The organism is Mesorhizobium sp. M1182 (assembly GCF_040318335.1).
Taxonomy (GTDB): Bacteria; Pseudomonadota; Alphaproteobacteria; order Rhizobiales; family Rhizobiaceae; genus Mesorhizobium.
In genome coordinates this window covers 95820-109896 of record NZ_JAMYMD010000019.1, presented here as the reverse complement: position 1 = coordinate 109896, position 14077 = coordinate 95820, and the positions used below count along the sequence as shown (strand labels likewise).

Sequence of the window (14077 nt, the reverse complement as noted above, 5' to 3'; positions counted from 1 at the left end):
CGGGATCGCATCCAGATCAGCAAAACCTATTCACTTCAACGACATAGACAGATGGGTGTTATGAAACAGGATTGTAGTCGGCGCGTCACAGGGCGATGGCGACGCGTGCCTGAGCCAGCGACTGGTGTGACGAGGGTATCGGCGAGAACGTGGAAGGTCGGTTAGCCACAGCTTTGTGGCGGCGACCTCATGTGCCGATCGTTGATTGAGGATTTTGGTGATTGCGGGCGGATGTCCTAAGGCTCCTAGGTGATCATCGTCCGTGGCAACTTCGCGAAGCGGCTTGTAAAACATGCCCAGTGCTCTTTTGCCGCGCGTTGGATAGTCCTACGCAGCACTTTGGCGAGCGCGCCGCCACGCAGTCAATCGACACACGACGGTCGCGCGAACGCGACACAAAGTGCACTGTCACCGAAATTCCGGAGGACTAACGTCTGCCCTTAGGTCTAGGCTTCGTGATTTCGATTCAACGGCCCGCGAGCGACTAGTTTGAGCAAGCCTCAACGCGGGGCCACTCGATGTCGGCTCCTTGCCGCAATCACGCTGTTCCGACAGGCCGCGCCATGCGGCAAGTTTCTATCCAACCAAGCCGTTTGACCCACGCTGGCAGCTGCCGAGTAGGCGAAGTCCGCATCGCGCCACTTTCCGACCTCAGCACCTCTAAAGCGCGAACGTCTGGTGTGATGCCCGATGCGCGTTCGTAGGCATCTCACTGTTACATCGCGGTGACAAAAGCACCGCCACGGTGGCGTCAACCGGTTACCAAGGGCAGTAAATATCTCCGGCCTTCTGGGAGTGGCGTGTCAGCGTCCCCAGAGGCTGCGTGGGCGTGTCGCCGGTTGGCTGTTAGCGCGGCGACTGGAATGCTCCACGCCTCGCAAGCGGGATAGCGAAATCTCGTGAAGGCAAGGTCGAGCTGCGTTTTCCGCTCTCTATCGGCGACGGGCGGCGACTGGGAGAGACGGATACCATGCACATGGGGCGTCAGGAATTTGGCAGGACATGGACGCGGGGCGGCCCGCGTGCAGGCGCTTGGCCGAGCGGTGCAATGAACACGCAGCGCCACCTCGCGGCGATCATGGTGTGCGACGTCGTCGGCTATTCGCGCCTGACGGAGCGCGACGAGCGCGGCACGCTCGAGCGGCTGAAGATCTACCGCAAGGACCTCCTCGAACCGCTGGTCTCTGAGCACCGGGGTCGGATCGTCAAGCTCACCGGCGACGGCATGCTGTGTGAGTTCGCGAGCGTCGTCAACGCGGTGGCCTCGGCGATGGCGATCCAGCAGGCCCTGGCAGAACACGAGGCGGAGATGCCCGAGGAAGAGCGGATTCGCTTCCGCATCGGCGTCAATCTCGGCGACGTGGTCTGCGAGGAGGACGGCGACCTCTACGGCGACGGGGTCAACATCGCAGCCCGCCTCGACAGCATCGCCGACCCCGGCACCGTGGTCGTCTCAGGCACCGCCTACGACCACCTTCAGGGCAAGCTCGACTGCGGCTTCACGCCACTCGGCAATCTGCGCCTCAAAAACATCGAGCGGCCGGTGCGCGCCTACCGCGTCGAGACCGACGCCGGCGCCTCGGTGGCTGCATCGCCTCCGCTGCCCGCGAAACCCTCGATCGCGGTTCTGCCTTTTACCAACATGAGCGGCGATCCCGACCAGGAATACTTCGCCGACGGGCTGGTGGAGGACATCATCACGGGATTGAGCCGGGTGAACTCCTTTTTCGTGATCGCCCGCAACTCGTCCTTCACCTACAAGGGCCGGGCGGTGGACCTGCGCCAGGTCGGGCGCGAGCTGGGCGTCCGCTACGTGCTCGAAGGCAGCATCCGCAAAGCAGGATCGCGGGTGCGCATCAGTGGGCAGTTGGTGGACGCGATCAGCGGACACCATGTCTGGGCCGACCGCTTCGAGGGCGACGTGAGCGACATCTTCGACCTGCAGGACAAGGTGACCGAGAGCGTCGTCGGCGCTGTCGAACCGAGCATCCGGCTGCAGGAGATCAAGCAGGCGCGCATGAAGCCGACCGACTACATCGGTGCCTACGACCTCTACCTTCGTGCGCTGCCGCGCTTCTACAGCATGACGCGCGAAGGCTTCGCCGACGTGCGCCGGCTCACCAACGAGGCGCTCAGCATCGACCCAGACTTCACCCTGGCGAAGGCACTCGGTGCCTATATCCGCAGCCTGTCGGTGAGTCAGTGCTGGCACGAGCCCGACGATATCCGCGTCGCGGTGCGCATGGCCCGCGAGGTGCTGGCGGACGCGCGAGACGACCCGACAAGCTTGCGTTTCGCCGCGCAGGTGATCGCCTACAGCGCCAAGGATTACGAGACGGCGCTGGACACGATCGAACGGTCCCTGCTCCTCAACCCCAATTCGGCGCAGGGCCATACGGGCAGCGGCTGGGTGAACGCCCATTCCGGCCACCCCCTCGTCGCGATCGAGCACTTCCACAGGGCGATGCGGCTGAGTCCGGTCGACCCCGAGAAGGGCATCGCGCTCTCCGGCATCGGGATGAGCTACCTGATGCTCGAACGCTACGAGGAAGCGCTGGCTTGGGGAGAACGAGCGCTGCGCGAGATGCCGAATTACGGCTCCTCGCACCGGGTGGTGATCATGGCGCTGGTCAAACTCAACCGGCCGGACGAAGCGCAGGCGGCGGCGCGGCGGCTGATGGAGGCGTTCCCGACCTACACGCTCGGCCTGCAGAGGCAGATCAACCCGTGGCGGGACAAGGTGTTCGCCGAGCACTACGTCGAAGCGTTGGGTATTGCCGGCGTGCCGGAGTGATCGTCGCGGCTGCAAAGATGCCCTCTCCTGCGCGTCACGTCCGGCCAGGCGGACGCGCCCCTTCATCCCGCGCCGCTTCTGGAAGGATAGTTCTCTGGCCGGCTTGTCCGAGGACCGAGCCCGTAGAGCAGCTGTGAACAGCCGGCGAGCTCTCTGTTGGGTTCGCGTCGAACTTCCGGTCTCCACCGATACCGATATTGTTCAAAAAAGTCCGCGTCGCGGTCGCCCGTGGCACTTTCGTAGGATGGCGTTTCGTAGAGACCCCAAAATTGAATCCTGATTCCATGCAATGCGCCAGGGTGGAACTGGATTCTAAGATCGGTGGCGATTTGCGGTGCGCCGGACTTTTTCAACAGTATCCACCCAGCCAGTCCTTCGCCGTCGATTTCGGTCGTTCGGCAGCTTAGGGTTCTTGAACGAATGGACGCGCTCAAAGCGACTTTCATGGCGCTCATTCAAGCTGCCTTTCGCGCATCGGCCGGAGTCAACCTTGGCGGAAATTCGAACCAAGACACTACCACCGCGGTGCGTCCGTCTGGCGGACGCGGGTAACGCCGAAGCATTTTCGTCGCCGCCTATCTGTTGGTGTAGATCGGTTTCCCCGCGTCGTCACGCCGGGAAAAGACGATACGCCGAGGCTTATCATCATTTGGAAGTTCTTCGATGCACAGCGAAATCGCTTGCAGTTCTGCGAAGCGATTCGCAATTATCGCCGCAATCCACGTCCCATCTGGAGGCTCCCATGGCCGAGGTCCTGCTGGTCCACCACGCACAAGGTTGACTCCCGGCGTGCGCGCGTTCGCTGACGACCTGCGGGCAGCCGGGCACACCGTGCATACGCCGGACCTGTTCGACGGACGCACATTCCGGAGTATTGACGAGGGTCTCGCCTAAATCGGTGAGATCAGGTTCGACGACATGCGGGAGCGCGGCGTCCGCGTCGCCGGCGATCTGACCCCGAGCTCGTTTACGCCGCATTCTCGTTCGGCGTACTGCCGGCGCAGAAGCTCACACAGACACGACCCGGTGCCTGCGGAGCCCTGCTCGTCCACTCCTGTCTGCCGATTAGCGGCGAGTGGGCCTTCGGATCCTGGCCGGACGACGTCCCGGTCCAGATCCACGGTATGGATAACGACCCGATCTTCATCGGCGAGGGCGACATCGACGCCGCTCGCGAGATCGTGGAGAAGGTCGAGGACGCGGAGCTGTTCCTCTATCCCGACGACCAGCACCACTTCGCCGACAGCTCGCTCCCGTCGTACGACGCGGCTGCCAGCGCACTGCTCACGCGGCGGGTGCTCGAGTTCCTGGACCGTGTCTAACCATGTCGGCGAGGGCCTTATTGAGTGCGGTCGTCCCGTCCATCGGGAGGAGCAAGGAGCGCCACATGCAGTCATCAAAGGCTATATTTCAAAATGACCGAATCGGGGCCGCAAGCAGATCGGCAGCTTTCGAGCATCCCGTTGGCAAAAGCAGTCATTCAGCTCACGACCCCAGGCGGATGCTCGTTCGCCCTTGGCCGAATCGCGCCCCTGACCCATTCCAGACATCCGTCGGATCCTAGACCGAACATGTAGCTTGGAACTCAAAGGGAGCCACCGAGCCGATACGACCGGACTAGGAAGCCAATTGACCACAATACTTGCCTGATATGCTGCCCCGGTTGCGCGCTCCAGAACGATCACTCGTCGAGCCAGTATTGGCGGGAACAGCCGAACTGGCGCGACGCGACAGATTGGCGCTTGGCGACAAATGCCGTTGCGGAGAGACTCCGGGGCGAGTTGTTCGCTTTCGCACCAGGCACGATCGTGTAACCCTGATCGACCAGTTGCAATTTCAGCTCCCAGAGATGCCGTTTGAAGCCGTTCTCGATTTGGCTCCGAGGATAGCGCCATCCATTCCTGCACGCTCGGATGAGAATATCGGAATACAATTCGGCACTAACCGCTCTCGTGGCATCTTCGGAAATCAGCTTGCCACCAGATTGCATGCCTTCGGACAAGCATGGTCCAGCCGACAAAGGCAGCACCAGCATTGCGGCAAAGATTGAGGACTTTGTCATGGATACCTCCTGTTACAGAATGGATTGGGGGCTCTGCGACCCTACGAAACCGTATCGACAGGAAAGCCTAGAATTGCTGGCGGTCGGATGGCATCGTGCAAATGCTGTGTTTTCGGGATCGCATCTGTAGTATTTTGCCGTGCCGGGTCGGCCACAACTCGTAGCGGATCGGAGACTTGAAGCGATGCTTCGCGCCGTAAGCAATCCTCTGACCGGTCTGTCGGACCGGGAGCGGGTGGTCGCTGCAAAATTCGCCGAGGGGATGACCTATCGTGAAATCGGCGAGACGCTCTTCATAGCGCCGACTACCGTTCGGACCCATCTGTCGGCCATCTATCGGAAACTCGATATTCGCAACAAAGTGGCGCTTGCAACCTTGCTTGCCAACCAACACGAGCAAGACACGGGCCAGGCACCATCCGGTGGCCTTTCGGTAGAGGGCTCAGGGCCAACAGTCGTTGCGGTTCTCCCTTTCGACAATCTGAGCGCGGACGAAGCATGGAACCGCTTGGCCGATGGCTTGTCGGCGGACATCATGGTCGACCTCGCTCGCTACCCCGACCTTGCGGTCATCGCCCGCCAGACCATGCTCTCGTACAAGGGACGGCGCGATGACGTGCGATCCATCGGGCGGGAACTGAATGCGGATTATCTACTTGAGGGGACCTTGCAGGCGGCAGCGCAGCAGCTGCGGATCTGCGTCCAACTCGTCGACGCGCGCACTGGAGTCGATTTGTGGACGGCCCGCTATGATCGATCTGCGGAAGACCTGTTTGCGATGCAGGACATAGTCACCGAAAACGTCGTCAATGTCCTTGCTAGCTGTTGCGGCAAGCTCGCAAAACTTCGACGTGATGTCGTCCGTCGAAAACACCCCGCCAGCCTTCGTGCCTATGACTACTATCTGCTCGGCGTCGAGCAGCACAATTTGTACACGCACGCTTCGAATGCGGAAGCGGTGCGGCTTCTGACGCGTGCCATCGAGCTGGACCCGGATCTTGCCAGAGCCTGGACAGTCTTGGGGCTGGCGCATGCCGTCGCCGCCATCAATGCGTTTACCAATGACCCTTCCGCCGCAAAGGAGCGCTGGAAACTGTGCCTCGAACGAGCTTTGGCGCTCGACGCGGGTGATACCCATGCGCGCATATGTCTAGCCGAGCTTCGAGCCTTGCAGGGCGATCTCGTTGCCACAGCAAGAGAACATGATCTTGCCTTGGCGGCCGCCCCGCACGATGCCGATACCCTTGCCTTGCTTGCCGGAGGAAAGGCATTCGTGACAGGCGACCCGCAGGAAGGATATGAACTGGCGAAGCGCGCGATCCGTCTCAATCCACATGTTTCCTGGTACTATAGCATGCTGGGCCGGTCGAGCTTCGTTGTAGGTCTCCACAGGGAGTGCCTGACCGCGTTCAGCCAAGCTCCGCCGGACTCGCCTGCAACGCTGCTGTTCCAAGCCATGGCGCACGCCATGCTCGGCGAAACACCTCAGGCAATAAAGATTGCCAACCGGTTGGCGAGAGAATTTCCAGACATTTCGGCCGAAGGATTTATCGGCTCCTATCCAGTCACCAGTCCTCCTGCAATTGCCGCGATCCGGGAGGGCGCCCGCCGCGCGGGGCTGGCCTAGCTTCAATTGAGATACCATTGCGGAGCCCTCGGCGCGACCAAGCGAGTCTTAGCGACAATGTTGATTGCCTATGGCGTCGTAGACGCTGTCGGCTACGCGCAGGCGCAGTATCCGCTCACCATCATTGCACCAGTCTCTGGTCAAACTGTTGATGGGACGCTCTCCTTTTCCGGGACGGCTTCCGTCAACAGCATTACACGGCTCGGAACCATTAGCGGACAGACCAATGCCGGGGTCGAATGCCGAGGGACGGCTACCGTCAATATTGCGTTCTCGCATGGAGAAGGAACGATCGTTTGCGGGCAACTCTCGTCCCGGTTCGTGTTCTCGCTGACCAGCAGACAACCCCCGGCTGGCACAGGAACGGGAACCCTTTCCGACGGGCGCAAGGTCATGTTGAGAATAGGACAATGACCACAATCGACAGCCCTTCTGTCGAGAAGTGGCGAGCTGAAAACATTGATGTACGTGGGCTCGACTATTAGTCTTGCCAAAGCCGATGGAAGCCGAGTCGGTCGATGACTTCGGACGCGGAAAACGGGAGCCTGCGAGGGCCCCGTCGTAGCGGATTAATGGGTGGGCAACGCCGTCTCACGGCGCACGTTGCTTTCGCCCGTTCGGCCCAGTGGCCGAGCAGCGTTGACTGCGGATCATCGCACGGATGGATTGGAATGACTAGAACGAGGCCGACGAACGAACCCGCTGCGCTGGAGGGGCGCCTGCGGTTGAGGTAGAGATCAAGAACCGGTCGTCGCGCTGGCGTTGAGCGTCGTTCGGCTCGAGCAGAGCATGACGGGCTTCTTCAACAAGGAGCCTGACCATGCACCATCCCGTTCTCGATGCACCCATCAGCCCGCTGCGCCAGCGGCTGATCGACGACATGAACATGCGGCGTTTCTCACGCGAGACGCAGCGCAACTATCTCCGCTATCGGACGCCTGGCGACATTCCTCGGGCGTTCACCAGACACAGCGACCGCCGACGACCTACGTCGGTTTCAGATCGAGCAGCAGGAAGACGGCGTTCCCGTGCCGACGATGAACAGCATCGTGTCGGCGCTGCGCTTCTTCTTCACCCAAACGCTCGACCGCCCGGACCTGGCGCGTCGGCTCGTCCGGCTGGCGCATCCGCGCAACCTGCCCGTGGTGCTCAGCCGCGACGAGGTGGCCCGGCTGCTCAACGCCACCACCTGCCTCAAGCACCAGGCCGCATTGTCAGTCGCCTATGGCGCGGGCCTGCGTGTCGCCGAGGTGTCGATGCTGAAGGTTGCCGACGTCGACAGCGAGCGCATGCTGCTGCGCGTCGAGCGTGGCAAGGGCGGGCGCTATCGCAACGCCATGCTCTCGGAGGACCTGCTCTTGTTGCTGCGTGAGTGGTGGAAGGTCGGACGTCAGCAGGGCGTGATGCACCGCGACGGCTGGCTGTTCCCCGGACAGCACGCGATGAAGCCGATCAGCACGCGGCAGCTCTATCGCATCGTCGTCGAGGCGGCCCAGGCCGCCGACATCGCCAAGCGGGTCGGGCCGCACACGCTACGCCACAGCTTCGCCACCCACCTGCTGGAGGACGGCACCGACATCCGGATCATCCAGGTCCTGCTCGGGCATGCCAAGCTCAACAACACCGCCCTTTACGCGAAGGTGGCGACCCGGACGGTGCGTGCCGTGACGAGCCCGCTCGACAAGCTCGGGCTGTTCAAGCCGGGAGAGGTCTCGCCCGACATCTGAGCCGTGCGCGCCTCGATCGAGGTCGCCGACATCTTCCGTGCTGCCGGACCCGTTTACCGGGCTGCCCATGCAGGTCACCTGAGCCTCGCCCAGCTCAAGGTCATGTCGGCGATCGAGTATTGCCGCACCGCAGCCCTTGGCGGTCACGTCGAAGCCTGCGAGGACTGCGGCCAATGGCGCATCGCCTACAACTCCTGCCGCAACCGGCACTGCCCGAAGTGCCAGGGCGCGGCCGCACGGACGTGGTTGGCCGAGCGCGAGGCCGATCTGCTGCCGGTCGGCTACTTCCATGTCGTGTTCACGCTGCCCGCCGAGGTCGCCGACATCGCCTTCCACAACAAGGCGCTCGTCTACGAGCTGCTGTTCAAGGCGGCAGCGGAGACGATGCTGACGATCGCTACGGATCCGAAGCATCTCGGCGCGCGCATCGGCATCACCGCCGTCTTACACACATGGGGATCGGCGATGACGCACCATCCGCATGTCCACATGATCGTGCCGGGCGGCGGCATCGCGCCGGACGGAAGCCGCTGGATATCGTCGCGCCCGGCCTTCCTGCTCCCGGTGAGGATTCTCGGGAAGCTGTTCCGCCGCCTGTTTCTCACCCGGCTGGTCGCGCTGCACGAGGCGGGCCGGCTCAGCTTCTTCGGGTCGATCGCGCACCTGATCAAGCGGCGGGCATTCCTGCGCCATCTTGCTCCCATCCGGAAGAAGCGCTGGGTGGTCTATGCCAAGGCGCCGTTCGCGGGACCGGAGGCGGTACTCGCCTATCTGTCGCGCTACACGCACCGGGTCGCGATTTCGAACAGCCGGCTGATCGCCTTCGACAAGAGCGGCGTCACCTTCCGCTACAAGGACTACCGCCGCGACGGCGCCGATCGTCAGCAGGTCATGGTGCTCGCGACCGACGAGTTCATTCGCCGCTTCCTGCTTCATGTCCTGCCACGCGGCTTCCATCGCATCCGGCACTACGGCCTGCTCGCCGGTTCCGCTCGCAAGGCCAGCCTCGCGCTGGCGCGCGAACTGCTGGGCGTCGCCGCGCCGCCCGACCCCGGCGACCCCGATGAACCGGACGACTTTCACCCGCCATGCCCCTGCTGTGGCGGACGCATGATTGTCATCGAGGTGTTCGAACGGTGGAAGCAGCCGCGTGGACCGCCGGATGCGCCGACGACAAACCGGCAGAAGTGTCCATGACCCGGCATGGCATGCTCCAGCGTTCAGCCGCAGGCGCCCAGCCTCCGGCAACGGACCCACGCGTGTCCATGGTGATCATCGACGCCGAACGGGTCGCGTCCGGCCGCGCGCCGAGCCGACAATACCGCGTGGCTGAAAGGCGAAGCGGTCCGTCCGCATCAAACCCGCCGCTTGCCGACGGCGGTCGCGCCGTCGCCGACACCAGCCGCAAATCGAAATCCCCATAGCCATCGACTGTGGCCCACGGGTTCCTTCCTCGGGGACTTTCGTACGCCTGCCGGCGCCCGAAACTCTTCACGACAGCGGAATGGCGGCTTCTGGCGTCCGAAGAATGATAGCGGACGTTCAGCCGGGTGGGACCAAGATCTGAAGCCGCTCCGCCTCAATCATAAAGCGGCCGAATTCAGCCTGTAAAAGCTGCTTGGAAAGTTTGGTTCTGACTATTTGGCGATCTCCGTTGAAGGGGTTAGCCGCAACAAAGGATTAAGCGCTAATCTGCCCCATCAACAATGATGGCATTGCAAGTCATGCTCTGCAGGCGAAGCGGTAGGATTGCCTGATAGCCCGGCGACCCATACCAGGCTTCGGCAGCCGACCGAGAAGGAATATGGCTGTGTCCGCGATCTGGCGCTCCGGCAGCACGATATGATCGGCATGGCCGCCTACCTGCTGATGGCCATTCTAGCGGTCGTGGTGCTGGTGCCCGGATAGCCCGCTGCCGGGGGTGATACAGGGCGCCTCGCGCGACTTCGACTCGCGCATAAGCCCGACACCCTATGGCTCCGCTGCGCCAAATGTATTAGACTGATCTCATATACGTCCATCCGCGGGCGAGCGCGCCCGGAGGGTTAGACGATGACGGTCTACAGGCGATTGTTGCTGGCGAGGGCCTTCCCGATCCGGGTCAGGCTTTTCGAAACCGGTTGGCTTCGGCTTGTCAGTCGGGCTCTGGTCGTTGCTTTCATTTCTTGGTTTGCCGTCGGTGCGGTGACGGCCGGGCCGCTCAACGACGCTGCTCGGGAGGGCGACGCCGGAAAGGTTGCCGAACTCCTGGCACAAGGCGCCAATGTGAACGATCGCGACGAGAGCCGTCAGACCCCGCTGATCGATGCGGCGCTTGCCGGCAAGACCGAGGTCGCCATTGCGTTGATCGGGGCCAAGGCGGACATCGAAGCCCGCAACGATCGCGGCTTCACCGCGCTACATGCGGCAGCCTACTCAGGAAGCCTGGACATCGCAAAATTGCTGCTCGACCACGGGGCCGAGGTCGACGCGTTGAGCACGCACAAGATCACGCCGCTGCATGTGGCAGCAGAAGAGAACCAGACGGCCATCGCGGAGCTGTTGATCTCGCACGGCGCACAGGTCGAGGCAATCCAGGAATACGGGTACACGCCTCTCAGCCGCGCGACATTCTATCAGAGCACCGACGTGATGGTTTTGCTCAAGAAGCACGGCGCAAAATGCCAACCCAAGGAAACGATGGGGTCGTCGTACAAGGTGTGCATCGCCCTCGGCAACTGACATCGAGAAAGGCTACTGGAGGAGAACATGACAGAGAACCGTTCCAGAACGTTTGACAGTTTGCTATGCGCGGGAGTAGCCGCCGCCTCCCTCCTCCTCTTCGGCACCGGTGGATCCCACGCCGGCGACGGAGTGAACACCGGATACTTCGGCAATGTCGCCATCCTGGGTTATGATCCGGTAGCATATTTCACCGACGGTCGCGCGACGATGGGTTCGCCCAAGATCTCGAGGAAGTGGCTCGGAGCAACGTGGTACTTCGCCAGCGTCCAACACCGGGATGCCTTTGTTTCCGAGCCGGTGCGCTATGCCCCTCAGTTCGGCGGCTTCTGCACCGGGGGAATGTCAGTTAAGGAGGCATCCGCGAACCTTGACCCGGAAGCCTTCCGCATCGTCAATGGCAAGCTCTTCCTGTTCTCCGGAAAGGAGGGCCTGGAGGAAGACTTCGATGCCAACCCGGCGCCTGTCATTGCGAAAGGGGAAGCCGAATGGCCCGCAGTGGAGGCGAAGGAATTCGAGGCTAGAGCGGCCGCCAACTAGCTCCGGCGCGATGTCGTGAGCCCGCAAGTTGAATGGCGCCCGTCACGGAGACACCGAGAAATACCAGACTGTGACGGAGTCCGGCCAAGCGTACTCGTCCTGCGTATCGCTGCTCCCTTGGGGATTGCGATAGACCGGGGCGCAGAACTTGCGGCCGAGCAAGGTCGCGGTGGATTGCGTGCAGAAGAGGTCGCCATCCACGCTGGACGTGCCGGTGATGATGCTGCTTTGCGAGCTCAGTGCGACATCTCCATTTGCACTCAGCTCCATGACGAACGCTGCGCCATTGTGTTGATGTCCTACCCATGTCCGATCGCCCGTTAGGGCTCGGATCGCGGCGCCGCCCAGGCGGTCCTCCTCCCGCCCGCGAAAATCGAAGCTCCGCTCGGGAATCCCCGCGGCGCGAAGGGCGCCCAGCCGGTGATCGAGGTCCTCTTGCCGCCGATGGTGGGCGTAAACGACACGATAACCAGCGAGGTTCTGTTCGGGTATCTCTTTCAGGATTGCTGCAGCCGCATCGTGCGCCTCGGCCATGCGGCCAAGCCGCGCATTTGCCATGGCCAGCGTTTCGAGACCAAGGTCGCTGCGCTCTCCCGGCTGGACCTTGCTCAGCGCCTGCAAAGCCTTCTCGTACTGATGGTTCATGTAGAGCACGAAGCCGTAATAGTCGAAGACCTGAGCGCGCGGCTTGGGATCGAGCCGCAACACGCGTTCCATCGCTGCCAGCGCCTCCAGGTTCTGTCCTGCGTAGGTCAGCACGATCGCCCGATTGAGCTCCGCCTCCGCGCCGTTCGGGTCCAGCGCGACGGCTTTCTGGACCGACGCGATCGCCTGGTCCCATTCGCCGTCCAGCATCTGCAGGATGCCGAGCACGGCATAGGCGCGCGCAGATTGCGGATTGAGCTCCAGCGCCCGCCCTGCCGCTTCGTAGGAGCGCTGGCGAGCGACGGCGCTGAGCATGAGCACCTGGTAGTCGAAGCCGAGCACGTCCACCGTGGCGCGGGCATAGCCCGAGTAAGCATCTGCAAACGTAGGATCGAGCTTGATCGCCTTTTGATACAGGGACAGGGTCTCTCCGAGAGACCTGTTGTCGACCACATAAACCTTCTGCTCGGCTCGGGTGTAGAAATCGTATGCCTCCAGGCTTCGCGTGGGGAGGCGAGCAATCTGCGCTCGTTCGCCTTCCGTCAGACGCACCGAAAGTGCCTCAACGATACGCCCGATCACTTCGTCTTGAAGTGCAAATATCCTGGAGTAGTCGCGGTCGTATCGCTCGGCCCAGATGTTGCTCCCCGTTTGGGCATCGATGAGCTGGACATTGATGCGGACTAGATCTTCCTCCCGCCGGACGCTGCCCTCGACCACGTAACGGACGTTCAACTGCGCAGCGATCTCGTCGACGTCGAGGGATCGATCCTTGAAGGAGAACGCGGAGTTGCGTGCGATGACGAGGAGCCCCGAGATCTTCGAGAGATCGGTGATGAGATCGTCTGCGAGCCCTTCCGCAAAATAATCCTGGCCTGCCTTCTCGCTAAGATCGGTAAACGGTAGCACGGCGATGGAGGGCTTGCCGACCGACGAACCGACCGGGGTGGAACCATGACCGGGCAGCAGGGCAATCGCTTGCGGCCAGAGAATCACCGCAATCCCCGCTATCAGAGCCAGAACGAGCACCGTGGCGCCGATCACAGGCCATCGCCGAGAGCGCGACTTATTGGCTCCTGCGGTCGGTTCCAGCAGAACCCGATAGGCGCGGACCCGCTCTGGAATGTTCTTGAGACGCTGTTCGCCGAGTGACTTGAAGGTCAGGCCGAGCTTGTTGTGAGCCTGATCGTAGGCCGTTCCCGAGATGACGATGCCGCCAGGATCGCTCAGTCCTTCCAGCCGGGCCGCGATGTTGACGCCGTCGCCGTAGAAGTCGTCCTTGTCGGGGATCACGTCACCAAGGTTGATCCCGATGCGGAACACGATCCGGGTATCTTCGGGAAGACCGAGGTTCTGCTGCGCGGTGACCCGTTGGATTTCGACGGCGCAGGCTACCGCATCGACGACGCTCTCGAACGCGACCAGAGCACCGTCGCCCATGAGCTTGACGATGCGGCCATGGTACCCTTCGATCGACGGTTCGATGAGTTCGCGCCGGAGCGCCTTGAGCCGCGAGAGGGTGCCCGTCTCGTCCAGCCCCATCAGCCGGCTGTACCCCACCACGTCGGCGGCGAGGATAGCGACCAGCTTCCGTTCGAGATGTTGAACCTGTTCCACTGGGCATGACTATAGGGAAAGCTCCATGGCAAGACCATATGCGCGGCCAAGGAGCCGGAACCTGGGATGCTGCATGTCGAGCACTGAAGTCTTTGAAACCGCCCAGTGCGGGAAACCTTTGCGCCAAATCGTGTACCACACAGGTTTTGTGCGGCATTGCAGGGATCGCGAACGCGGATCCGATATCGCCGATCTCAAGCAGGCCCGCGTCAGACCGCTGATCCTGCGGCGGATTGATCCGCTAGACGCCTGCCAGTATTGGGAAGACCCTCACCCTGGCATACAGCTCGTTGGTCAGGATGCCGTATCGCGCCGCAGTGGAGCCAGAGCTGTCTTGCCAGCGG

General features: G+C 62.3%; 10 protein-coding genes and 2 pseudogenes. 9 read left to right on the top strand and 3 right to left on the bottom strand.

Annotated features, from left to right (window positions below; all coding sequences use genetic code 11):
• Positions 1-1048 precede the first annotated feature (1048 nt).
• Entirely contained in the window at positions 1049-2794 is a 1746-nt protein-coding gene (locus NKH33_RS21480; protein WP_352819591.1) for an adenylate/guanylate cyclase domain-containing protein, read from the top strand.
• 742 nt (positions 2795-3536) lie between these two features.
• A pseudogene (locus tag NKH33_RS21475) lies at positions 3537-4116 on the top strand (dienelactone hydrolase family protein).
• 359 nt (positions 4117-4475) lie between these two features.
• On the opposite strand, the gene NKH33_RS21470 reads toward NKH33_RS21475, so the two are convergent.
• Positions 4476-4856, bottom strand: coding sequence for a hypothetical protein (locus NKH33_RS21470; protein WP_352618720.1), 381 nt, complete (start codon positions 4854-4856; stop codon positions 4476-4478).
• 184 nt (positions 4857-5040) lie between these two features.
• Between NKH33_RS21470 and NKH33_RS21465 the strand changes: the two genes are divergently transcribed.
• From NKH33_RS21465 to NKH33_RS21450, 4 genes and pseudogenes are all read left to right on the top strand, one after another.
• Positions 5041-6483, top strand: a complete 1443-nt coding sequence (locus NKH33_RS21465; protein WP_352921337.1) for a LuxR C-terminal-related transcriptional regulator — start codon at positions 5041-5043, stop codon at positions 6481-6483.
• A 57-nt stretch (positions 6484-6540) separates the two neighbouring features.
• Complete coding sequence (locus tag NKH33_RS21460; RefSeq protein ID WP_352773070.1) at positions 6541-6897, top strand: hypothetical protein; 357 nt, start codon at positions 6541-6543, stop codon at positions 6895-6897.
• A gap of 406 nt (positions 6898-7303) precedes the next feature.
• Positions 7304-8210, top strand: a pseudogene (locus NKH33_RS21455) (site-specific integrase).
• 3 nt (positions 8211-8213) lie between these two features.
• The gene (locus NKH33_RS21450; RefSeq protein WP_352921335.1) at positions 8214-9407 is read left to right on the top strand and encodes an IS91 family transposase; all 1194 of its coding nucleotides are present in this window, start codon (positions 8214-8216) and stop codon (positions 9405-9407) included.
• Positions 9408-9897: 490 nt separating this feature from the next.
• Here NKH33_RS21450 and NKH33_RS21445 read toward each other — a convergent pair whose 3' ends face one another.
• The gene (locus NKH33_RS21445; protein WP_352921348.1) at positions 9898-10014 is read right to left on the bottom strand and encodes a DUF1330 domain-containing protein; all 117 of its coding nucleotides are present in this window, start codon (positions 10012-10014) and stop codon (positions 9898-9900) included.
• On the opposite strand from NKH33_RS21445, the gene NKH33_RS21440 reads away from it, so the two are divergent.
• From NKH33_RS21440 to NKH33_RS21430, 3 genes are all read left to right on the top strand, one after another.
• Positions 9960-10118, top strand: a complete 159-nt coding sequence (locus tag NKH33_RS21440) for a hypothetical protein (RefSeq protein ID WP_352921333.1) — start codon at positions 9960-9962, stop codon at positions 10116-10118. The genes NKH33_RS21445 and NKH33_RS21440 overlap by 55 nt on opposite strands.
• Positions 10119-10394: 276 nt before the next feature.
• A complete protein-coding gene (locus NKH33_RS21435) occupies positions 10395-10931 on the top strand; it encodes an ankyrin repeat domain-containing protein (protein ID WP_352663153.1) in 537 nt (178 codons plus the stop codon).
• Positions 10932-10958: 27 nt separating this feature from the next.
• Positions 10959-11471, top strand: a complete 513-nt coding sequence (locus NKH33_RS21430) for a YHS domain-containing (seleno)protein (RefSeq protein ID WP_352540684.1) — start codon at positions 10959-10961, stop codon at positions 11469-11471.
• A gap of 42 nt (positions 11472-11513) precedes the next feature.
• Here NKH33_RS21430 and NKH33_RS21425 read toward each other — a convergent pair whose 3' ends face one another.
• Entirely contained in the window at positions 11514-13733 is a 2220-nt protein-coding gene (locus NKH33_RS21425; protein WP_352780525.1) for an adenylate/guanylate cyclase domain-containing protein, read from the bottom strand.
• Positions 13734-14077: the final 344 nt, after the last annotated feature.

Coding starts and splice junctions, on each gene's coding strand:
- NKH33_RS21480 (WP_352819591.1), top strand. CDS start 1,049: ATGAACACGCAGCGCCACCTCGCGGCGATCATGGTGTGCGACGTCGTC.
- NKH33_RS21430 (WP_352540684.1), top strand. CDS start 10,959: ATGACAGAGAACCGTTCCAGAACGTTTGACAGTTTGCTATGCGCGGGA.
- NKH33_RS21460 (WP_352773070.1), top strand. CDS start 6,541: ATGTTGATTGCCTATGGCGTCGTAGACGCTGTCGGCTACGCGCAGGCG.
- NKH33_RS21465 (WP_352921337.1), top strand. CDS start 5,041: ATGCTTCGCGCCGTAAGCAATCCTCTGACCGGTCTGTCGGACCGGGAG.
- NKH33_RS21470 (WP_352618720.1), bottom strand. CDS start 4,856: ATGACAAAGTCCTCAATCTTTGCCGCAATGCTGGTGCTGCCTTTGTCG.